The following is a 23,724-nucleotide window of genomic DNA, read 5'->3' as shown; positions in this document are numbered from 1 at the left end:
GGCGACGCCACCGGACCGTTCCCCACCGACCGCGGCTGGGAACTGGAGACCCTGTACGACCCGGACCCCGACCGCGTCGGCACCACGTACGCCCGCGCCGGCGGATTCCTCGCCGACGCCGCCGACTTCGACGCGGCCCTCTTCGACATCTCGCCGCGCGAGGCGCTGGCGATGGACCCGCAGCAGCGACTCCTCCTCGAAGCCTCCTGGGAGACCTTCGAACACGCGGGCATCGACCCGCAGGTGCTCCGCGGCAGCCAGGCGGGCGTCTTCGTCGGAGCCGCCTCGTCCGGCTACGGCGTCGGCGTACGCCTGCCCGAGGGCGTCGAGGGCCACTTCCTCACCGGCAGCTCCACCAGCGTCGCCTCCGGACGCCTCGCGTACACGTACGGGCTGGAGGGCCCGGCCGTCACCGTCGACACGGCGTGCTCGTCGTCCCTCGTCGCCCTGCACCTGGCCGTGCAGTCGCTGCGCAGCGGCGAGTGCACCATGGCCCTGGCCGGCGGCGTCAGCATGATGGCCACCCCGGCGATCTTCACCGAGTTCTCCCGCCAGCGCGGTCTGGCCGCCGACGGACGGTGCAAGCCGTTCTCGGCGGACGCGGACGGCACCGGCTGGTCCGAGGGCGTCGGCATGCTGCTCGTGGAGCGGCTCTCCGACGCCGTCCGCAACGGGCACCGGGTCCTGGCCGTGGTCCGCGGCTCGGCCGTCAACCAGGACGGCGCGTCCAACGGGCTGACCGCCCCCAACGGCCCCTCCCAGCAGCGGGTCATCCGGGCCGCACTGGCGTCGGCGGGCCTTGCGCCCGGTGACGTGGACGCGGTGGAGGCGCACGGCACCGGTACCCGGCTCGGCGACCCGATCGAGGCGGAGGCCCTGCTGGCCACCTACGGTCAGGACCGCGAGGACGGCCGGCCGCTCTACCTCGGGTCGCTGAAGTCGAACATCGGGCACGCCCAGGCCGCCGCCGGTGTCGGCGGCATCATCAAGACCGTCGAGGCGCTGCGGCACGGCGTGCTGCCCCGCACCCTGCACGCCGACGAGCCGACGCCGCACGTGGACTGGTCGGCCGGCACCATGGCCCTGCTGACCGAGGCACAGACCTGGCCGTCGGCCGGCCGTCCCCGGCGCGCGGGCGTCTCCTCGTTCGGCGTGAGCGGCACCAACGCGCACGTCATCATCGAGCAGGCACCCGAACGGACCGGGCCCGCCGAGCCGATCGCGGCGTCCGCCCCCGCGCACCCGGTGCCGGTCCGCGTCTCCGCGCGATCCGTCCCCGCGCTCACGGACCAGGCGGCCCGGCTGCTCGACCTGCTGGAGCGCGACGACACCCTGCGCCCCGCGGACCTGGCCCACTCCCTTGCCGCGTCCCGGCCCGCCCTGGAGCACCGTGCCGTCGTCGTGGCCGCCGACCGCGCGGAGCTCGTCGCCGAGCTGACGGCGCTGGCCACGGGCGCGACACCGACGGCCACCGCTCACGGAGGCGGAACGGCGTTCCTGTTCTCGGGCCAGGGTGCGCAGCGGGTCGGTATGGGCCGCGAGCTGTACGAGGCGTTCCCGGTGTTCGCGGAGGCGTTCGACGCCGTGTGCGACCGGGTGGACCTCGAACGGCCCTTGCGGGACGTGGTGTTCGGCCAGGACGCGGAACTGCTGGCGCGGACCGCGTTCACCCAGCCCGCGCTCTTCGCGGTCGAGGTCGCGCTGTTCCGGCTCGTCGAGTCGTGGGGTGTGGCCCCGGACGTCCTGGTCGGTCACTCGATCGGTGAGCTGGCCGCCGCGCATGTGGCGGGTGTGCTGTCGCTGGACGACGCGTGTGCGCTGGTGTCGGCGCGTGGCCGGTTGATGGAGGCGCTGCCGGAGGGCGGCGCGATGCTGGCCGTCGAGCTGGCCGAGGAGGGTCTGGAGCTGCCCGAGGGCGTGGACCTGGCGGCCGACAACGGGCCCACCTCGCTCACCGTCTCCGGCGACGCGGACGCGATCGACGGGCTGGAGGAGCGGCTGCGGGCCGACGGCGTGCGCGTCAAGCGGCTGACCGTGTCGCACGCGTTCCACTCGCACCTGATGGAGCCGATGCTGGCCGACTTCGCGTCCGTCGCCCAGTCGTTGACGTACCACGCCCCGGCCATTCCGCTGGTCGCCACCGCCCCCGGCGACATGGCCACACCCGACTACTGGGTGTCGCAGATCAGGCAGCCCGTCCGCTTCGCCGACGCCGTCCGCGGGGCCCGGGACACCGGCGCCACCCGCTTCCTCGAACTCGGCCCCGACGGGACGCTGTCCGCGCTCGTGCCGCACATCGCCGAGGACGCGACCACCGCCCCCGCCCTGCGCTCCGGACACGACGAGAAGGCCGCCGTGCTGCGTGCCGTCGCCCGTCTCCACAGCCACGGCACACCTGTCGACCTCACCCGCCTCACCACGGGCGGGCGGCTCGTCGAACTGCCCGCGTACGCCTTCCAGCGCGAGCGCTACTGGCTCGACGCCACGCCCGCCCGCGCCACGGGCGAGGCGACCGGCGAGGCCGAGGAACGCTTCTGGGACGCCGTCGACGCGGCCGACCGGGGCGCCGTGGCCCGCGCGCTCGACCTCGACGACTCCGACACGGGCCTCGACACCGTGCTGCCCGCCCTCACGGCCTGGCGACGGGAGAGCCGCAAGCGCTCCGTGGTGGACTCCTGGCGGTACCGCACCGCCTGGACGCCCCTGGAGACCGGTCCCGGGACCGCGCTCACCGGCACCTGGCTGCTCGTCGGCGCACCCGACCCCGAGGTGGCCGAGGCGCTGCGCGCCGCGGGCGCCGACGTCACCGAGTGCGCGGCCGCCGACGACGTCACGCCCGAACTGCTTCTCGCCGACGGCCTGTCCGGAGTCCTGGCCCTGCGCCCCGACACGGCCGGCCTGCTCGCCCTGGTCCGGACCCTCGACCGGGCCGGCGCCGGTGTGCGCTGCTGGGCCGCCACCAGGGGCGCCGTCTCCACCGGGCGCCTCGACCCGCTCACCGATCCGGACGCCGCCCAGGTCTGGGGGCTCGGCCGGGTCGCAGCCCTGGAACTCCCCGACCGCTGGGGCGGGCTCGTCGACCTCCCCGGGACCCTGGACCGCCGGGCGGGCGCCCGGCTGGCCGCCGTCCTGGCCGGGATCGGCGCCGAGGACCAGCTCGCGATCCGCGACAGCGGCGTCTTCGGCCGCCGGCTGCGCCACGCCGCGCCCGAACCCGCCGCCGTGCCCTGGCGCCCGGACGGCACCGTCCTCATCACCGGCGGCACCGGCGCCCTCGGCTCGCACCTCGCCCGTACGCTCGCCGGGCGCGGCACCCCGCACCTCGTCCTCACCGGCCGCCGCGGACCCGACGCCCCCGGCGCCGCCGACCTCGTGGCCGAACTGGCCCGGCACGGCGCCACCGCCTCGGTGGTGGCCTGCGACGCCGCCGACCGCGACGCGCTGGCCGCCGTGCTCGCCGCCGTCCCCGCGGAGCACCCGCTCACCGCGGTGGTGCACGCCGCCGGCATCGGCGACGACGTCGTCCTCGGCGAGCTGACCGAGGAGCGCCTCGGCGCCGTGCTGCACGCCAAGGCCGACGCCGCCCGCGTCCTCGACGACCTCACCCGCGGCATCGGCACCCTCACCGCCTTCGTCACCTACGCGTCCATCGCCGGGGTGTGGGGCAGCGGCGGGCAGGCCGCCTACGCGGCGGCCAACGCCCACCTCGACGCGCTGGCCGAACGCCGCCGCGCCGAGGGGCTGCCCGCCACCTCCGTGGCCTGGGGCCCGTGGGCCGAGGCCGGCATGGCCGCGAGCGACGAGGCGGTGGCGCACCTGCGCCGCCGTGGCCTGCGTCCGCTCGACCCCGAACCGGCCGTCACCGCCCTGGACCTCGCCGTCGCCTCCGGCGACGCGTGCGTGACCGTCGCCGACGTGGACTGGGAGCGTTTCGCCGCCACCTTCACCGCCGGGCGCCCGAGCCCGCTGCTGACCGAGCTGCCCGAGGTGGGGGACAGCGCCGCCGCGCCCGCGCCGGCCGCCGGCGCGGCCCTGCGCGACCGGCTCACCGCGCTGCCCGCCGCCGAGCGGGAGCGGGTCCTGCTCGACCTGGTGACCACGACCGCCGCCGGAGTCCTGGGGCACCGGGACCGCAGCGCCGTCGACGCCGCGACGGCCTTCCGCGAGCTCGGTCTCGACTCGCTGACCGCCGTCGAACTCCGCGACCGGCTCGCGGAGGCCACCGGCCTGCCGCTGCCCGCCGCGCTCGCCTTCGACCACCCCACCGCGCGGCAGCTCGCCGCCCGCATCCGGGACGAACTGCTCGGCGGCACGGACCCGGCGCCCGTCCACGGCCCGGGAACGCTCCTCGCCGACGAACCGCTCGCCGTCGTCGCCATGGGCACCCGTCTGCCCGGCGGCGTGCGCTCGCCCGAGGACCTGTGGCAGCTCGTCGCCCGAGGCGGCGACGGCATCTCCGGCTTCCCGACCGACCGCGGCTGGCAGCTCGACGGACTCGGCCACACGACCGAGGGCGGGTTCCTGTACGACGCCGCCGAGTTCGACGCCGAACTCTTCGGCATCTCGCCGCGCGAGGCGCTGGCCATGGACCCGCAGCAGCGGCTGCTCCTGGAGACCTCCTGGGAGACGTTCGAGCGGGCCGGCATCGACCCGACCTCGCTGCGCGGCAGCCGCGCAGGCGTCTTCATCGGCGCCTCGAACAGCGGATACGGCACCGGCTCCACGCCGCCCGACGAGGTCGGGGGCCACCTGCTCACCGGCACGTCCAACAGTGTGCTGTCCGGGCGCCTCGCGTACACGTACGGGCTCGAAGGCCCGGCGCTCACCGTCGACACTGCCTGCTCGTCGTCGCTGGTCGCCCTCCACCTCGCCGCCCGGGCGCTGCGCACCGGCGAGTGCGACCTCGCCGTCGTGGGCGGCGTCGCCGTGATGCCGACACAGGCCGGCTTCAGCGAGTTCGCCAAGCAGGACGGTCTCGCCGCGGACGGGCGGTGCAAGTCCTTCGCGTCCGCCGCCGACGGCACCGGCTGGTCCGAGGGCGTCGCGGTCCTCCTGGTGGAGCGGCTTTCCGACGCGCTCCGCAGCGGTCACGAGGTCCTGGCCCTGGTCCGTGGCTCGGCCGTCAACCAGGACGGCGCCTCCAACGGGCTCACCGCGCCCAACGGCCCCGCGCAGCAGCGGGTGATCCGCGCCGCGCTGGCGTCGGCCGGCCTCGAACCCGGTGACGTGGACGCGGTGGAGGCGCACGGCACGGGCACCCGGCTCGGCGACCCGATCGAGGCGCAGGCGCTGCTGGCGACCTACGGTCAGGACCGTGAGGACGGCCGGCCGCTCCGGCTCGGCTCGCTGAAGTCGAACATCGGCCACACCCAGGCCGCCGCAGGACTGGCCGGCGTCGTCAAGATGGTCATGGCGCTCCGCCACGCCGAACTGCCCCGCACCCTGCACGTGGACGAGCCGACGCCGCACGTCGACTGGACCGCCGGCGCCGTCGAACTGCTCACCGAGCACACCCCGTGGCCGGAGACCGACCGGCCGCGCCGTGCGGGCGTCTCGTCGTTCGGCATCAGCGGCACCAACGCCCACGTCGTCATCGAGCAGGCACCTGTCCCGGAGGCGGCTCCGGACGGCCCGCCCGCGCCGGTCGCCGTGCCGCCGGTGTTCGCCTGGCCGGTCTCCGGCCGGACGGCCGACGCACTGCGCGCCCAGGCGGCCCGGCTGCGCCAGGCCCTCGACGAGCGGCCCGGCGCCGACCTCGTCGGCCACGCCCGCGCCCTCGCCGCCGGCCGGGCGGCCCTCGAGCACCGTGCCGTCGTCGTCGGCTCCGGCCGCGACGACCTCCTCGCGGGCCTCGCCGCCCTCGCGGAGGACCGCACCAGCGCCGCCGTCGTCCGCGGCACCGGCACCGTCGGCCGGACCGCGTTCCTCTTCTCGGGCCAGGGCGCGCAGCGCGCCGGTATGGGACGCGAACTGTACGAGACGTTCCCCGTGTTCGCGGACGCCTTCGACGCGGTCTGCGCCCGGGTGGACCTCGAACGGCCCCTGCGGGACGTGGTGTTCGGGGACGCGGACGCGCTGGACCGCACCGCGTACACGCAGCCCGCGCTGTTCGCGGTCGAGGTCGCGCTCTACCGGCTGGTCGAGTCGTGGGGTGCGGCCCCGGACGTCCTCGTCGGCCACTCGATCGGTGAGCTGGCCGCCGCACATGTCGCGGGTGTGCTCTCGCTGGACGACGCCTGCCGTCTCGTCTCGGCGCGCGGCCGGCTGATGGAGGCGCTGCCGGAGGGCGGCGCGATGCTCGCCGTCGAGCTGGCCGAGGAGAGTCTGGAGCTGCCCGACGGCGTGGACCTCGCGGCCGTCAACGGGCCGACCTCGCTCACCGTCTCCGGCGACGCGGACGCGATCGACGGACTGGAGGAGCGGCTGCGGGCCGACGGCGTGCGCGTCAAGCGGCTGACCGTGTCGCACGCGTTCCACTCGCACCTGATGGAGCCCATGCTCGCCGAGTTCGCGTCCGTCGCGGAGTCGCTGACGTACCAGGCCCCGGCGATCCCGCTGGTCGCCACCGCGCCCGGCGACATGAGCACCCCCGACTACTGGGTGTCGCAGATCCGGCAGCCGGTCCGCTTCGACGGCGCCGTGCTCCAGGCCCACGCCTCGGGCGCCGACGTCTTCCTGGAACTGGGCCCCGACGCCACCCTGACCGGCGCCGCCCTGCGCTGCCTCGACGGGCGTCCCGTCGCGGCCGCGCCGGCGCAGCGGACCGGCAGCCCCGAGCCGGAGGCGCTGCTGCGCGCCGTGGCGACGCTGCACGTCCACGGCGCGTCCGTGGACCTGTCCGCCCTCGTGCCCGCGGGTGCCGTACGCGCCGACGGCCTGCCCACCTACGCGTTCCAGCGGCGCCGCTACTGGATCGATCCCGCCCCGCGCACCGCGGCCGGGGCCGACGCCGTGGAGAGCCGGTTCTGGGACGCCATCGAGCGGCAGGACGCCGTCGAGGTCGCCCGGACCCTCGGCCTCGACACCGACACCCTCGACGCCGTCCTGCCCGCGCTGTCGGCCTGGCGCGGCGGCCGGCGCGAACGCGCCCTGCTCGACTCGTGGCGCTACCGCGCCGTCTGGCAGCCGCTGCCCGAGCGGCCCGCCCCGGCCACCGGCACCTGGCTCGTGCTCAGCGCCGACGGCTCGGTCCCCGAGGACCTCGCCGCAGCCTTCGCCGGCAGCGCCGTCGGGGCGCGGTTCGACGCGGCACCCGAAGCCTTCGACTCCTTCGCCGCTGTCACGGGAGCGGACGCTGACGCGGGCGCGGCCGGTGTCACGGGAGTGCTCTGCCTGCCGTCGGCACCGGACGACCTGCTGCCGCTGCTGCGCGCCGAACTCCCCGCACCCCTGTGGGTGCTGACGCGCGGCAGCGTCGCCGTCAGCCGTGCCGACCGGGTCACCGACCCCTCGGGCGCCCTGCTGTGGGGCCTGGGCCGCGTCGCCGCCCTCGAACTCCCGCACGGCTGGGGCGGTCTGGTCGACCTGCCCGCCACGCTCGACAGCCGTGCCGCGGCCCGGCTCCTCGCCCACCTCGCCCACCCGTCCGGCGAGGACCAGGTGGCCGTGCGGGAATCCGGCGTACTGGCCCGCCGCCTGCGCCGCGCCCCGCTGACCGGCCCCGCACGCGGTGCCGTGTCCGGCTCCGCGGAGGGCTCCGCAAAGATCGCCGGTTCCGCGGAGGGCTCCGGCCCCGCGACGGGCTCCGGCTCCGCCGAGCCCTGGCGGCCGTCCGGGACCGTACTGGTCACCGGCGGCACCGGTGGTCTCGGCGCCCGTGTGGCCCTCTGGCTGGCGGACCGCGGCGCACGCGACCTCGTCCTGACGAGCCGCCGCGGACCCGACGCGCCCGGCGCCGCCGATCTGCTCGCCTCGCTCGCGGAGCGCGGCGTGCGGGCCGAGGCCGTCGCGTGCGACGTCGCCGACCGCGACGCCCTGGCGGCACTGCTGGCCGCCCGCCCCGTCACAGCCGTGATCCACACCGCGGGCGTCAACGGCACGCAGCCGCTGGCTGCCGTCACCGGCGAGGAGTTCGCCGAGGTCGTGCGCGCCAAGGCGGACGGCGCGACCCACCTGCACGAACTGCTCGACGGCACCGAACTGGACGCGTTCGTGCTGTTCTCGTCGATCGCCGGCGTGTGGGGGAGCGGCGGCCAGCCCGCGTACGCGGCGGCCAACGCCTACCTCGACGCCCTGGCCGAGCACCGCCGCGGACTCGGGCTGCCCGCCACCTCGGTGGCCTGGGGTCCCTGGGCCGGCTCCGGCATGCTCGTGGACGCCGCGGCCGAGGACGCCCTGCGCCGCCGCGGCCTGAACGCCCTCGACCCCGCCCGCGCGCTCGCCGCCCTCGGGGACGCCCTCGACTCGGGGGACACCTGTGTCACCGTCGCCGACGTGGACTGGAGCCGCTTCGGCGCCGCCTTCACCAGCGGACGCCCCAGCCCGCTGCTCGAGGAGTTCGTCACCGCGGCCGACCCGGAGACCCCCGCAGGCGCCGCCGCGACCGAGTTCGCCGCCCGGCTGCGGGCCGTGCCGCCCGCCGAGCGCATCCGGCAGCTGACGGACCTGGTCCGCGCCGAGGCCGCGGCCGCGCTCTCCCACCGGTCCGCCGAGGACGTCGCCGCGCAGCGGGCCTTCGCCGACCTCGGCTTCGACTCGCTGACCTCCGTCGAACTCCGCGACCGGCTCAGCGCGGCCACCGGGCTGCGCCTGCCCGCGGGCGTCGCCTTCGACCACCCCACGGCCGCCGCCCTCGCCTCCCGCCTCGCCGAACTGCTCGGCGAGGCGGCCGACCCGGCCCGGACCCCGGCCGGAGCCGGCGGCACGGCCGGCACCGCCGCCACCGGCGACCCGGTGGTCATCGTGTCGATGGCCTGCCGCTTCCCCGGCGGTGTGACCGACCCCGAGAGCATGTGGCACCTGGTCGCCGAGGGCCGCGACGCGGTCCGGCCCTTCCCCACCGACCGCGGCTGGGACCTCGAAGCACTCGCCGCCGGGGACGGCCCCGGCACCTCGTACGTCGACGAGGGAGCGTTCCTCGACGACGTGGGCCGCTTCGACGCCGCCCTGTTCGGCATCTCGCCGCGCGAGGCGCTGGCCATGGACCCGCAGCAGCGGCTCCTCCTGGAGACCTCCTGGGAGACCCTGGAGCGCGCCGGCATCGACCCGCACGCGCTGCGCGGCAGCCGCACCGGCGTCTTCGCCGGCACCAACGGCCAGGACTACGCCCGGCTCACCCTCGCCGACTCCGGCGGCGGACTGGAGGGACACGTCGCCACCGGCGGATCGGCCAGCATCCTCTCCGGCCGCGTCGCCTACGCCTTCGGTCTCGAAGGCCCGGCGGTCACCGTGGACACCGCCTGCTCGTCCTCGCTGGTCGCACTGCACCTGGCCGCGCAGTCGCTGCGCAACGGCGAGTGCGATCTGGCGCTCGCCGGCGGCGTGACCGTGATGGCCACCCCCGGCGCCTTCGTCGAGTTCAGCCGCCAGCAGGGGCTGGCCGCCGACGGCCGCTGCAAGCCCTTCTCCGACGCGGCCGACGGCACCGGCTGGGGCGAGGGCATCGGTCTGCTGCTGGTGGAGCGGCTGTCCGACGCCCGCCGCCACGGCCACCCGGTGCTCGCCGTGGTCGCCGGATCGGCGACCAACTCCGACGGCGCGTCCAACGGCCTGACCGCCCCCAACGGCCCCTCCCAGCAGCGGGTCATCCGGGCCGCGCTGGCGTCGGCGGGCCTCGCGCCCTCCGACGTGGACGCGGTGGAGGCGCACGGCACCGGCACCCGGCTCGGCGACCCGATCGAGGCGGAGGCCCTGCTCGCCACCTACGGCCAGGACCGCGACGAACCCCTGTGGCTGGGGTCGGTGAAGTCCAACATCGGCCACACCCAGGCCGCGTCGGGCGTCGCCGGTGTCATCAAGATGGTCCAGGCGATGCGCCACGAAGTGCTTCCCGCCTCCCTCCACGCCGGCCGGCCCACCTCCGGCGTCGACTGGTCGGCCGGAGCGGTGGAACTGCTCGACCGCGCCCGGCCGTGGACCCGGTCCGACCGGCCGCGCCGTGCCGGTGTCTCGTCGTTCGGCATCAGCGGCACCAACGCCCACGTCGTCCTGGCGGAGCCGCCCGCCCCGCAGGAGGAGACCGAGCGGCCCGGGACCCCCGCGGCACCGCCGCGGGAGCCCGCCGTCGTGCCGTGGCCGCTGTCCGGGCACACCGCCGAGGCGCTGGCCGCGCAGGCGGGACGGCTGCGCGGCGCGACAGCCGCACGGCCGGCCGACATCGGCCACGCCCTGGCCACCGGCCGGGCCGCGCTCGCCCACCGCGCCGTGGTGCTGGCCGGCGACCCCGGGCAGGCGGCCCGGTCGCTGACCGCCCTCGCCGAGGGCCGCCCCGACCCGGCGCTCGTCACCGGCACGGCCCGCGAGGGCCGGACCGCGTTCCTCTTCTCGGGGCAGGGCGCGCAGTACGCCGGAATGGCACGCGAACTGTACGCCTCCTTCCCGGTGTTCGCGGACGCCTTCGACGCCGTCTGCGCCCGGGTGGACCTCGACCGTCCGCTGCGGGACGTGGTGTTCGGCGAGGACGCGGAGCTGCTGGCGCGGACCGCGTACACGCAGCCCGCGCTCTTCGCGGTCGAGGTCGCCCTGTTCCGGCTGGTCGAGTCGTGGGGTGTGACCCCGAATGTGCTCGTCGGTCACTCGATCGGTGAGCTGGCCGCCGCGCATGTCGCGGGTGTGCTCTCCCTCGATGACGCGTGTGCACTCGTCTCGGCGCGGGGCCGGCTGATGGAGGCGCTGCCGGAGGGCGGCGCGATGCTCGCGGTCGAGCTGGCCGAGGAGGGCCTGGAGCTGCCCGAGGGCGTGGACCTGGCGGCCGTCAACGGGCCGACCTCGCTCACCGTCTCCGGCGACGCGCAGGCGATCGACGGGCTCGAGGAGCAGCTGCGCGCCCGGAACGTCCGGGTGAAGCGGCTGACCGTGTCGCACGCGTTCCACTCGCACCTGATGGAGCCGATGCTCGCCGACTTCGCCGCCGTCGCCGAGTCGCTGACGTATCACGCCCCGGCGATCCCCATCGTTCCCACCGCGCCCGGCGACATGGCCACACCCGACTACTGGGTGTCGCAGATCCGGCAGCCGGTGCGTTTCGCGGAGGCGGTCGCCTCCCTGACCGACGTGCGGTTCTTCCTCGAACTCGGCCCGGACGGGACGCTGTCCGCGCTCGTGCCGCACCTGCACGACGCCACGCCCGCCGTCTGCCTGCTGCGCCGCGACCGCGACGACACCGAATCGGTGCTCACCGCCCTCGCCCACGCCCACGTCACCGGCGTGAACCCCGACTGGTCCGCCGTCTGCGCACCGTGGGCCCCCCTCCGCGTCGACCTGCCCACCTACGCCTTCCAGGGCGAGGACTACTGGGTGCTCCCCACCCCCGGCACCGGCGACCTCGGGGCCGCCGGGATGCGTGCCGGCGGCCACCCCCTGCTGAGGGCCGAGATGTCCCCGGCCGTCGGCGGCGGGCTGCTGCTCTCCGGCCGGCTCGCCGCCGCCGCCCAGCCCTGGCTGGCCGACCACGTCGTGCACGGCGCCATCGTGCTGCCGGGCACCGCGTACGTCGAACTGGCCCTGCACGCCGGCGCGTCCGCCGGGTTCGCGCGGCTGGACGAACTCACCCTGCACACCCCGCTCGTGCTGCCCGGGCGCGGCGGCGTGCAGGTGCAGGTGCGGGTCGCGGCCGACGGCGCGCTCGACGTCCACGCGCGGCCCGAGTCCGACGAGGACGGCCCCTGGACCTGCCACGCGAGCGGTCTGCTCACCGCGCAGGACGTCCCCCTCCCGGACGACGACGCCGCCCCGCCCGCCGGCGCGGAGGAACTCGTCCTCGACGACCACTACTCCGCCCTGGCGGACGCCGGACTCTCCTACGGTCCCGCCTTCCGGGGCCTGCGGGCCGCCTGGCGGTCCGGCGACACGCTGTACGCCGAGGTCGCGCTGGACGGCAAGCGCGCCGCGGACGGCTACGGCCTCCACCCGGCCCTGTTCGACGCCGCGCTCCAGGCGCTCGCCGCCGGACCGCTCGGCGCCGACGGGGCGGCCCGGGTGCCGTTCTCGTTCAGCGGCGTCTCGCTGTACGCCACGGGCGCCGCGGCACTGCGGGTCCGGCTCACCCCGGTGAGCGAGGACACGGTGTCGGTCGCCGCCTTCGACGAGTCGGGCGTGCCGGTGCTGACGGCCGACGCCCTGATCCTGCGCACCCTCGCCGACGCGGCCGCTCCGGCCGCCGACCCGCTGTACGAGGTGGCGTGGACGCCGCTGGGCGCCGCGGACCCGGAGGCCGCGGCCACGGGCCCCGACTGCCGGGTCGTGGACGACCCGGCGGACCCCGACGCGGCGGACCGGGACGCGGCCGGCCCGCTGGTGTGGCGTGCGCCCGCCGACGTGGCACGGGTGCTGGCGGGTCTCCAGGCCCGTCTCGCCGCCGCGCCGCCCGAGGGCACACCCCTGGTGGTCCTCACCCGTGGCGCCGTCACCGCCGGCGCCGGGATCACCGACCCGGAGCGGGCGGCGGCCTGGGGGCTGGTCCGCTCGGTCCAGTCCGAACACCCCGACCGGCTGGTGCTGCTGGACGCGGACACCGAGGACGGTCTGGCGTCCGCCGTCGCACGGCTGCTCGACTCGGGCGAGCCGCAGGCGGCGCTGCGGTCCGGCCGTCTGCTGGTGCCCCGGCTCACCCGGCTCCGTCCCGCGGCCGGACCTGACGGGGAGCCCGGGGCCACGGCCCTCGACCCCGAGGGAACCGTCCTCGTCACCGGCGGCACGGGCGTGCTCGGCTCACTGCTCGCCCGGCACCTGGTGCGACGGCACGGCGCCCGCCACCTGCTGCTGACGGGCAGGCGCGGCGCCGACGCCCCCGGCGCCGCCGAACTCGCCGCCGAACTGGCGGACCTGGGCGCCTCGGTGCGGTTCGCCGCCTGCGACACCGGGGACCGGGACGCGCTCACGGCCCTGCTGGCCGGTGTCCCGGCCGAGCACCCGCTCACCGGCGTCGTGCACGCCGCGGGCGTGGCCGACGACGGCATGGCGGACACCCTGACGCCCGAGCGCCTGCGCGCGGTCCTCGCGCCCAAGGCGGACGCGGCGATCGTGCTCGACGAGGCGACCCGCGGTCTGGACCTGGCGTTCTTCGTCCTCTACTCCTCGGTCGCCGCCACGCTCGGCACCCCCGGCCAGGCCAACTACGCGGCGGCCAACGCCGTGCTCGACGCCGTCGCCGAGCGCCGGGCCGCACTCGGCCTGCCGGCCGTCTCCGTGGCCTGGGGCCTGTGGGCCCGCTCCAGCGGCATCAGCGGCCACCTTGACGCCACCGCCCTCGCCCGCGCGAGCCGGCTCGGCGCGCCGCTGACCGACGCGCAGGGGTGCGCCCTCTTCGACGCGGCGCTCGACGCGGCCCGTCCGCACCTGGTCGCCGCGGTCGTCGACCGGGCCAGGCTCCGCGCGGCCACCGAGGTCCCCGCGATCCTGCGCGGCCTCGCGGGCGTCACCCGCGGCACGGCCGGCCGGGCCGGCGGCGGACGCGGCCGGGAAGGCCTCGCGGCCGTCCTCGCCACCGCCGCGGACCCGGCACGCCGCCTCCTGGAACTGGTCCGCGCCGAGAGCGCCGCCGTACTCGGCTTCGCGTCCGGCGACGAGGTGACGGCGGACCGCGCCTTCCGCGAGCTGGGCTTCGACTCGCTCACCTCCGTCGAACTGCGCAACCGCCTCAACGCGGTCACCGGCCTGCGGCTGCCCGCCACCCTCGTCTTCGACTACGCCAACCCGGCCGCGCTCTCCGAGCACCTGCTGGCCGAACTGGGCGGCGCCCGGGACAAGGCCGTGAAGCGGCGGCCGGCGGCGGCCCGCGGCGACGAGCCGATCGCCATCATCGGCATGGCCTGCCGCTACCCCGGCGGCGTCGCGTCCCCCGAGGACCTGTGGCGGCTCGTCCTGGCCGGCGACAGCGTCTCCATGCCCTTCCCCGAGGACCGGGGCTGGGACCTCGACGCGCTGTACGACCCCGACCCGAACCGCCGGGGCAGCTCCGACGTCCGCCTCGGCGGCTTCCTCGACGGCGCGGGCGACTTCGACGCCGACCTGTTCGGCATCTCGCCGCGCGAGGCGCTGGCGATGGACCCGCAGCAGCGGCTGCTCCTGGAGACCTCCTGGGAGGCGTTCGAGCGGGCCGGCATGAACCCGGCCGGTCTGCGCGGCACCCAGGCCGGCGTCTTCGTCGGAGCCACCAACGTCGGCTACGCCAGCGGCGCCAACCTCCCCGAGGAGATCGACGGGCACCTGCTCACCGGCATGTCCGGCAGCGTCGTCTGCGGCCGCATCGCCTACACCTTCGGCCTGGAGGGCCCCGCCGTCACGGTGGACACCGCCTGCTCGGCCTCGCTGGTCGCCCTCCACCTGGCCGTGCAGTCGCTGCGCGGCGGCGAGTGCGACCTCGCCCTGGCGGGCGGCGCGACCGTGCTCGGCGCCCCCGACGTGTTCACCGAACTCAGCAAGCAGAAGGGCCTCGCGCCCGACGGCCGCTGCAAGTCCTTCTCGGCCGACGCCGACGGCACCGGCTGGGCCGAGGGCGCCGGCATGATCGTCGTCGAACGCCTCTCCGACGCCCGCCGCAACGGCCGCCGCATCCTCGCGGTCGTCCGCGGCTCCGCCGTCAACCAGGACGGCGCCTCCAACGGCCTCACCGCGCCCAGCGGCCCCGCCCAGCAGCGGGTCATCCGGGCGGCGCTGGACGCCGCGGGCATCGGCCCCGCGGGCGTCGACGCCGTCGAGGCGCACGGCACCGGCACCCGCCTCGGCGACCCGATCGAGGCACAGGCGCTGCTGGCGACCTACGGGCAGGAGCGCGAGGACGACCAGCCGCTCTGGCTCGGCTCGCTGAAGTCGAACATCGGCCACACCCAGTGCGCCGCGGGCGTCGGCGGCGTCATCAAGATGGTGGAGGCGATGCGCAACGGCGTCCTGCCGCGCACCGTCAACGTCTCCGAGCCCACCGGCCAGGTGGACTGGTCCGCCGGCGCCGTCGAACTGCTCACCGAGGCACGTCCGTGGCACCGCGGCGACCGGCCGCGCAGGTCCGCCGTCTCCTCGTTCGGGATCGGCGGGACCAACGCGCACGTCATCCTCGAGGAAGCCCCCGCACCCCGCGCGCTGCCGGCCGCCCGGCAGCAGCCGGAGACGGCACCGGACACGGACGCGCAGGCGCGCCCCGTGGCCTGGCCGGTCTCCGCCCGCACCGCGGGCGGCCTGCGCGCCCAGGCCGCCCGGCTGCGTGCCTTCGCCGCGGACCGCCCGGGCCCGGACCCGGCGCAGATCGCCCGGACCCTGGTCACGGGGCGTGCCGCCCTGGACCACCGGGCGGTCGTCGTCGGCCGCCGCGACGACCTCGGCGGACTCCTCGCCGGCCTCGACGCGCTCGCCTCCGGCACCGAGGCGCCGGACGTGGTCCGCGGCGAGGCGGTACAGGGCCGCACGGCCTTCGTCTTCACCGGCCAGGGCTCCCGGTACGCGGGCATGGGACGCGAACTCCACGCCGCCCACCCGGTGTTCGCCGACGCCTTCGACGCGGTGGCGGCCCGTATCGACCTCGGGACACCGCTGCCCGTGATCCTGTTCGGCGACGGGGACCTGATGGAACGGGCCGGCTACGCCCACGCCGGGACGTTCGCCCTCCAGGTGGCCCTCGCCCGGCTCCTCGCGTCCTGGGGCGTCACCCCCGACGTCGTCCTCGGCCACTCCACCGGCGAGCTGGCCGCCGCGCACATCGCCGGCATCCTCTCCCTCGACGACGCCTGCACCCTGGTGGAGGCGCGCGCCCGGCTGCTGCTCGGCCTGCGCGAGGACGGGAAGATGCTCGCCGTCGAGGCGCGCGAGGAGGACATCCTCCCGCTGCCGGACGGCGCCTCCCTCGCCGCCGTCAACGGGCCCGAGGCGCTGGTCGTCTCCGGCGACGCCGACGTGATCGACGGTCTCGGCGCCCGCTGGCGGGCCGAGGGACGGCGGGTCAAGGACATCTCCGTCTCCCTCGCCGCCCACTCCCACCACGTGGAACCGGCCCTCGCCGAACTCGCCGCCGTCGCGGCCGGCCTCACCCACCACGAGCCCGCCGTCCCCATGGCGGCCACCGGCCCCGGCAGCCTCGACACCCCGGAGTACTGGGCCGAGCAGATGCGGCGGACCGTCCGCTTCGCCGACGCCGTCCGCGGACTGGGCGGTGTGCGCAGGTTCGTCGAGATCGGCCCGAAGGGCGGCCTGACGGCCATCGCCCTGCAGCTGGTCGACGACGCGGTCGCCGTGCCGACCCTGCGGTCCGGGGTCCCCGAGAGCGAGGCGCTGCTGCAGACCCTGGCCGGGCTGCACGTGGCGGGCGCCCGCGTCCAGTGGCCGCTCGACGCCGTCGAGGGGGCCGATCTGCCCACCTACGCCTTCGAGCACCGCAGGTACTGGGCGCTGTCCGAGTCCGGTCCCGCCGACGTGGAGGGCGCCGGCCTGGCCGGCGTCGACCACCCGCTGCTGGGCGCGGCGGTGGCGTCGGCGACCGACGACGGGCTGGTCCTCACCGGCCGGCTGTCCACCTCGGTCCACCCCTGGCTCGCGGACCACCGCTTCCGCGGCACGGTCCTGGTCCCGGGCACCGCGCTGCTCGAACTCGCCCTCCAGGCGGCCCGGGCGACCGGCGGCCGGCTCGTCGAGGAACTGACCCTGCACGCGCCGCTGGTCCTGCCGGACCGTACGCCCGTACGGTTCCAGGTCGTGGTCGGCGCCGAGGACGGCGCGGCCGGCGGCGGACGCGAGGTGGCGGTCTACGCCCGCCCCGAGAACGGTGCCGACGGACCCTGGGTCCGGCACGCCGCCGGCGTGCTCGCGGCGGACCTGCCGGCCGAGCCGGCCCCGGAGGCGCTGTGGCCCCCGGCCGGCGCCGAACCCGTGGACCTGGCGGGGCACTACACGCTGCTGGACGCGGCGGGCCTGGAGTACGGGCCGGCCTTCCAGGGCCTGCGGGCCGCCTGGCGGTCCGGGGACGTGCTGCACGCCGAGGTCGTGCTCCCCGAGCCGCAGCGCGGCGACGCCTACGCCGCGCACCCCGCGCTGCTCGACGCCGCGCTGCACGCGCTGGCGCTCGCCGGCCCCGGGGACGGCGCCCCGCCGGCGCCGCGACTGCCGTTCTCGTGGTCGGGCGTCGCGCTGCACGCGGTCGGCGCCGGGACCCTGCGGGTCCGGATCACGCCCGCGGGACCGGACGCCGTGACACTGGAAGCCTTCGACGACGCGGGCATGCCCGTGCTGTCGGTCGCGTCCCTGACACTGCGGGAGGCGACCGGCCCGGCGGCCCCGGACCCGGCCGCCGACTCCCTGTTCGAGGTGGTGTGGACCGAGCTGGACGCACCGGCCGGGACCGCTGCCGCCGCGGTGGAGTTCGTGACCGTGGACGGTCCGGACGCCCTCGCCGAGGTGCCGCCGGTCGCCCTGTGGCAGGCGCCCGCCGGGCCCGCGGAGGTCCTCGCGGGCGTCCGGGCCTGGCTCGCCGACGAGCGCACGGCCGACGCGCGGCTGGTGGTCCGCACCCGGGGCGCGGTCGCCGCCCACCCCGGCGACGACGTCGCCGATCCGCTCGCCGCCGCCGCCTGGGGTCTGGTGCGCACCGCGCAGACCGAGCACCCCGGACGCTTCGTGCTGCTCGACACCGACACCGACACCGACTCCTACTCCGACACGGGCACCGACGCCGCCGGCACCGCCGCCGGGGCTGCTGCCGGCGCGCCGGTCGCCGTCACCGACGGAGCGGTGGCCGCCGCCCTCGGCCTCCTGGCCGCGGCGGACGAACCGCAGGCGGCCGTACGCGCGGGCCGGGTGCTGGTGCCCCGGCTGAAGCGCCTGAGGCCCGGCGCCGCCGCGGACACCGGAAACGGAACCGGCGCGGACACCACCGCCCGGCTCCGCCCCGACGGCACCGTCCTCGTCACCGGCGGCACCGGAGCGCTGGGCGCGATGCTGGCCCGGCACCTGGTGGAGCGGCACGGCGTCCGGCACCTGCTGCTGACCGGCCGCCGCGGCCCCGACGCCCCCGGCGCCCGGGAACTCGTCGCCGAACTCGCCGGGCACGGCGCCGACGCCCGCGTCGTGGCCTGCGACGCGGCCGACCGCGAGGCGCTGGCCGCGCTGATCGGCGGCATCCCGGCCGCCCACCCGCTGACCGGCGTCGTGCACACCGCCGGCGTCCTCGACGACGGCGTCATCGAGGCGCAGACACCCGAACGGCTCGCCACGGTGTTCGCGCCCAAGGCCGAAGCGGCCCTGCACCTGCACGAGCTGACCGCCGGCCACGACCTGGCCCTGTTCGTGCTGTACTCCTCGCTCGCCGCGACCATCGGCGCCGCGGGCCAGGCCAACTACGCGGCGGCCAACGCCGTGCTGGACGGCCTCGCCGCGCACCGCCGCCACCGGGGCCTGCCCGCCGTCTCGCTGGGCTGGGGCCTGTGGGAGCAGCCCGGCGCGATGTCCGAGCACCTCGACGACACGGCCGTCGCCCGGCTCACCCGGCTCGGCGACGCCCTCGGCGCGCAGGAGGGCCTGGCCCTCTTCGACGCGGCGCTGGCCGCCGGGCGCGCCCACCTCGTGCCGACCCGCTTCGCCCCGGCCCCGGTCCGGGCGGCGCACGAGGTGCCGCCGCTGCTGCGCGCGCTGGTCCGCGTCCCCGCCCGGCTCCGCAGGGCCGGCGCGTCCGGCGAGGACCGCGGCAGCGGACTCGCGGCGCGCCTGGCGGCTGCCGCCGACCCGGCCGGGCTCCTGCTCGACCTGGTCCGCGACGAGGTGGCCGCGGTGCTGAGCCACGAGCCCGGCGACCGGGTCGCCGCCGACCGGGCCTTCCGCGAGCTGGGCTTCGACTCGCTCACCTCGGTGGAACTGCGCAACCAGCTCTCGGCCCTCACGGGTCTCAAACTGCCCGCGACCGTCGTCTTCGACCATCCGGCCCCGAGGGCCCTGGCGGAGCACCTGCACGGACGGCTCGCCCAGGCGGCGGCCGCCGCCCCGCAGGACACGGCGCCCGGCGCCGCGGCCCCCGCGGCCGACCCGCGCGAGCGGCCCGCCGCCGCGGCACCCGCCCGCCGGACCGCGGCACCCGCCGCCCCCGCGGCGCTGCCGCCGGCCGGCGAGCCGATCGCCGTCGTCGCGATGGCGTGCCGGTACCCGGGCGGGGTCGACTCGCCCGAGGAGCTGTGGCGCCTGCTGGCCGAGGAACGCGACGCCGTCGGCCCGTTCCCCGCCGACCGCGGCTGGAACCTCGGTGCCCCGGGCCGCGGCGACGCCATCTCGGCCCGCGGCGGAGCGTTCGTCGACACCGCGGGCGACTTCGACGCGGCGCTCTTCGGCATCTCCCCGCGCGAGGCCCTCACCATGGACCCGCAGCAGCGGCTCCTGCTGGAGACCGCCTGGGAGACCTTCGAGCGCGCCGGCATCGACCCCGCCACCCTGCGCGGCACCCGCACCGGTGTGTTCGCCGGCGCGATGGGGTCCGGCTACGGAGTGGGCCTCAGGATGCCGGAGGACGCCGAGGGCCACCTGGTCACCGGCGCCGCGGGCAGCGTCGCCTCCGGCCGCCTCTCGTACACCTTCGGACTGGAGGGCCCGGCCGTCACCGTCGACACCGCCTGCTCGGCGTCGCTGGTCGCCCTGCACCTGGCCGCGCAGTCGCTGCGCGGCGGCGAGTGCACCATGGCGCTCGCCGGCGGTGTCACCGTCGTCGCGACCCCGGACGTGCTGATCGGCTTCAGCCGGCAGAACGGCCTGGCCGCCGACGGCCGCTGCAAGGCGTTCGCCGCCTCGGCCGACGGCACCGGCTGGGGCGAGGGCGTGGGCCTGCTCCTCCTGGAGCGGCTCTCCGACGCCCGCCGCAACGGCCACCCGGTCCTCGCCGTGCTCCGCGGCTCGGCCGTCAACCAGGACGGCGCCTCCAACGGGCTGACCGCCCCCAACGGCCCCGCCCAGCAGCGGGTCATGCGCGCCGCGCTGGCCGCGGCCGGACTGGAGCCGTCCGAGGTCGACGCGGTGGAGGCGCACGGCACGGGCACCCGGCTCGGCGACCCGATCGAGGCGCAGGCCGTCATCGAGGTCTACGGCCAGGGCCGCGCGGAGCCGCTGCACCTGGGCTCGGTGAAGTCGAACCTCGGCCACACCCAGGCCGCCGCCGGTGTCGCCGGCGTCATCAAGACCGTCGAGTCGATACGCCGCGGCACCCTGCCGAAGACCCTGCACGTGGACGCCCCGACCCCGGAGGTCGACTGGTCCGCGGGCGCGGTGGAACTGCTCACCGAGGCCCGGCCCTGGCCGGAGACCGGCCGTCCGCGCCGCGCCGGCGTCTCCTCGTTCGGGATCAGCGGCACCAACGCCCACGTCATCGTCGAACAGGCCCCGGCCGAGCGGCCGGCGGCCGCGGCGGCGCCGGAGCCCGCGCCCGCCGCCCTGCCCTGGCTGCTCTCCGCCCAGTCGGCCGCCGCCCTGCGCGGCCAGGCCGCCCGGCTGCTCGCCTTCGCCGACGCGCACCCGGACGTCCCGGCCGCGGACATCGCCCGCGCCCTCACCGGCTCCCGGGCCCGCCTCGCCCACCGCGCGGCGCTGCTCGGCGCCGACCGCACGGAACTCGTCGCGGCCCTGCGCTCCTTCGCCGAAGGAGCCCCGGGCGCCCCGGCGGGCCGCGCCGACGAGTCGCGCACCGCGTTCCTCTTCGCCGGCCAGGGCGCCCAGCGCGCCGGGATGGGCCGCGAACTGTACGCCGCGCACCCGGTGTTCGCGGCCGCCTTCGACGCCGTCGCCGACCGCCTGGACACCGGCCGTCCGCTCGCCGACGTGGTGTTCGGCACCGACGACGACGTCCTGGCCCGGACCGGATACACCCAGCCGGCGCTGTTCGCCCTGGAAGTGGCGCTGTTCCGGCTGGTCGAGTCGTGGGGCGTGCGCCCCGACCTGCTCGTCGGCCACTCGATCGGCGAACTGGCCGCCGCCCACGTCGCCGGCGTGCTGTCGCTGGACGACGCCTGCACCCTCGTCGCGGCCCGTTCCCGGCTGATGCAGGCCCTGCCCGCCGGCGGCGCCATGCTCGCCGTCGAGGCCGCGGAGGACGAGATCACCCTGCCCGACGGTGTGGACCTCGCGGCCGTCAACGGCCCGAGGGCGCTGACCGTGGCCGGTGACGAGGAGGCCGTCGCCGGCTGCGAGGAGCGCTGGCGGGCGGAGGGCCGCAAGGTACGGCGGCTCGTCGTCTCGCACGCCTTCCACTCCCACCGGATGCGGCCGATGCTCGACGAGTTCCGTGCGGTCGCCGGGCAACTGACCTACCACGCACCGGCCATTCCGCTGGTCTGCACGGCCCCCGGCGACCCGGCGACCCCCGAGTACTGGGTGAACCAGGTCCGCGAGCCGGTCAGGTTCGCCGACGCCGTCGCCGAACTCTGGCGCCGGGACGTCGGCGCCTGCGTCGAACTCGGACCGGACGGAGTGCTCAGCGCACTGGCCGCCGCCACCGCGCCCCAGGACGTCGTCGCCGTACCGGTGCTGCGGCCCGGCCGCGCCGAACCGGCCACCCTGCTGGCCGCCGTGGCCGCCGCGCACACCCGGGGCACACGCGTGGACTGGCAGGCCGTCCTCGGCACCGGCCCCCGGGCCGCGCTGCCCACCTACGCGTTCGACCGGACCCGCTACTGGCCCGAGGCGCGCACGCCGGAAGCCGGCCCGGCCGACACCGAGTTCTGGGAGGCCGTCGACTCCGGCGACCTCGGCGCCCTCGCCGGGATGGACCCCGGCGCCGCCGCCGCCCTCGCCGAGGCGCTGCCCGCGCTCGCCGCCTGGCGCCGCGCCCGCGTCCTGCGCGAGACCGCGGCGGGCCACCGGTACCGCGTCGAGTGGACGGACGTCCCGGCGGCCGGCCCGGCCGGCGGGCACTGGCTCGTTGCCGCCGCCCCCGAGGACACCGGCCCGGCCTCGGCCGTGGCCGCCGCGCTGCGCGACAGCGGCGCCGGGGCGACCGTCTGCACCCCGGACGAACTGTCCGCCGCCGACCCCGCCGACGGAGTGCTGCTCCTCTCCGGCGACCCGGAGACCGTCCTCGCCGTCGTACGCTCCGGACTCGGCTCGCCCCTGTGGTGCGTGACGACCTCGGCCGTCGCCGCGGGCGGCACCGCGGCCGACCCCCGCGCCGCCCAGGTGTGGGGAATCGGCCGGGTCGCCGCGCTCGAACAGCCGCGCCGCTGGGGCGGTCTCATCGACCTGCCCGAGCAGCCCGGCGCCGACACCCTGGCCCTCGTGGCCGCCGTCCTCGGCGGCACCGAGGACCAGGTGGCCCTCCGCGGCAGCCGGATCCTGGCCCGCCGTCTGGACCGCGCACCGCTGGCACCCGGCGGCACCTGGACCCCGGCCGCGGGCGCCACGCTCGTCACCGGCGGCACCGGCGCCCTCGGCGGGCACGTCGCACGGCTGCTGGCCCGGCAGGGCGCCGCGGAACTCGTCCTCACCAGCAGGTCCGGGCCCCGCGCCCCGGGCGCCGCGGCCCTGGTCGCGGAACTCGCCGCGCTCGGCTGCACGGCCGTCGTCGCGGCCTGCGACGTCGCCGACCGCGACGACCTCGCCGCACTGCTGGCCGAACACCCGGTCCGGGCCGTCTTCCACACCGCCGGCACCGACACCGCCCGCTCGCTGAAGGACCTCGACGCCGCCGGCTACCGCGACGTCACCCGGGCCAAGGTGGACGGCGCCCGCCATCTCGACGAACTCCTCCCCGAGGCCGAGCAGTTCGTGCTGTTCTCGTCGATCGCCGGAGTCTGGGGCAGCGGGGAGCAGGCGGCGTACGCCGCGGGCAACGCCTCCCTCGACGCGCTCGCCGAACGCCGCCGCGCCGAGGGCCGCCCGGCCCTCTCCCTCGCCTGGGGCCCCTGGGCAGGGGAGGGCATGGCCGCCACCGCGGCGGGCGGGGCCGACGGCGACGCCGCCGCCTACCTCGCCCGGCGCGGACTCACCGCGATGGAACCCGGCACGGCGCTCACGGCCATGACCGACGCGCTCGGCGCACAGGACACCTGCGTGACCGTCGCCGACGTGGACTGGGGCCGCTTCCTGCCCGCGTTCACGGCCGGCCGCCCCGCGCCCCTGTTCACCCGGCTCACCGACGGCGGGACGGCGGACGGAGAGGCGGAGGAGGAAGGACTCACGGCGTACGCCGCCGGACTGGCCGGCTTCTCCCCGGCCCGTCGCGAACGCGCCCTCCTCGACCTGGTGCGCCGTCAGGTCGCCGACGTCCTCGGCCACCGGGAGACGGACGGCGTCGCCGCCCGGACCGGTTTCGCCGAGCTCGGCTTCGACTCGCTGACCGCCGTCGAGATCCGGCGCCGGACGGCCGAGGCCACCGGCCTGCCGCTCCCCAACTCGATGATCTTCGACTACCCGACCCCCGCCGCCCTTGCCGCCCATCTGGCCGAGGAGATCGCGGCAGCGGCCGCCTCGGCCGCGGAACCGGATTCCGGCCCCGCGACCCGGACCGCCGCGGACGTCCCCGACGACGACGGCCCGGAAGAAGCCGTGTCGGACAGCGACATCGACGAGATGGACGTCGACGCGCTCATCCAGGCCGCCCTGGACAACGCGGAGGAGTGA

The 23,724-nt window shown here is 77.3% G+C and carries 1 protein-coding gene (cut by a window edge); it reads left to right on the top strand.

Annotated elements, in window-relative coordinates:
* Window positions 1-23,724, top strand: partial view of a type I polyketide synthase gene (locus tag IAG43_RS34855; RefSeq protein ID WP_246574840.1) — the 3' portion only. The gene continues 6,306 nt to the left of window position 1, outside the view; 23,724 of the gene's 30,030 nt are visible here — the last part of the coding sequence; its start codon lies beyond the left edge, outside the window; the stop codon is at window positions 23,722-23,724.

It is taken from the genome of Streptomyces genisteinicus, from assembly GCF_014489615.1.
In the GTDB taxonomy this organism is placed as follows: Bacteria; Actinomycetota; Actinomycetes; order Streptomycetales; family Streptomycetaceae; genus Streptomyces; species Streptomyces genisteinicus.
This window is presented reverse-complemented; position numbering and strand designations above follow the sequence as displayed.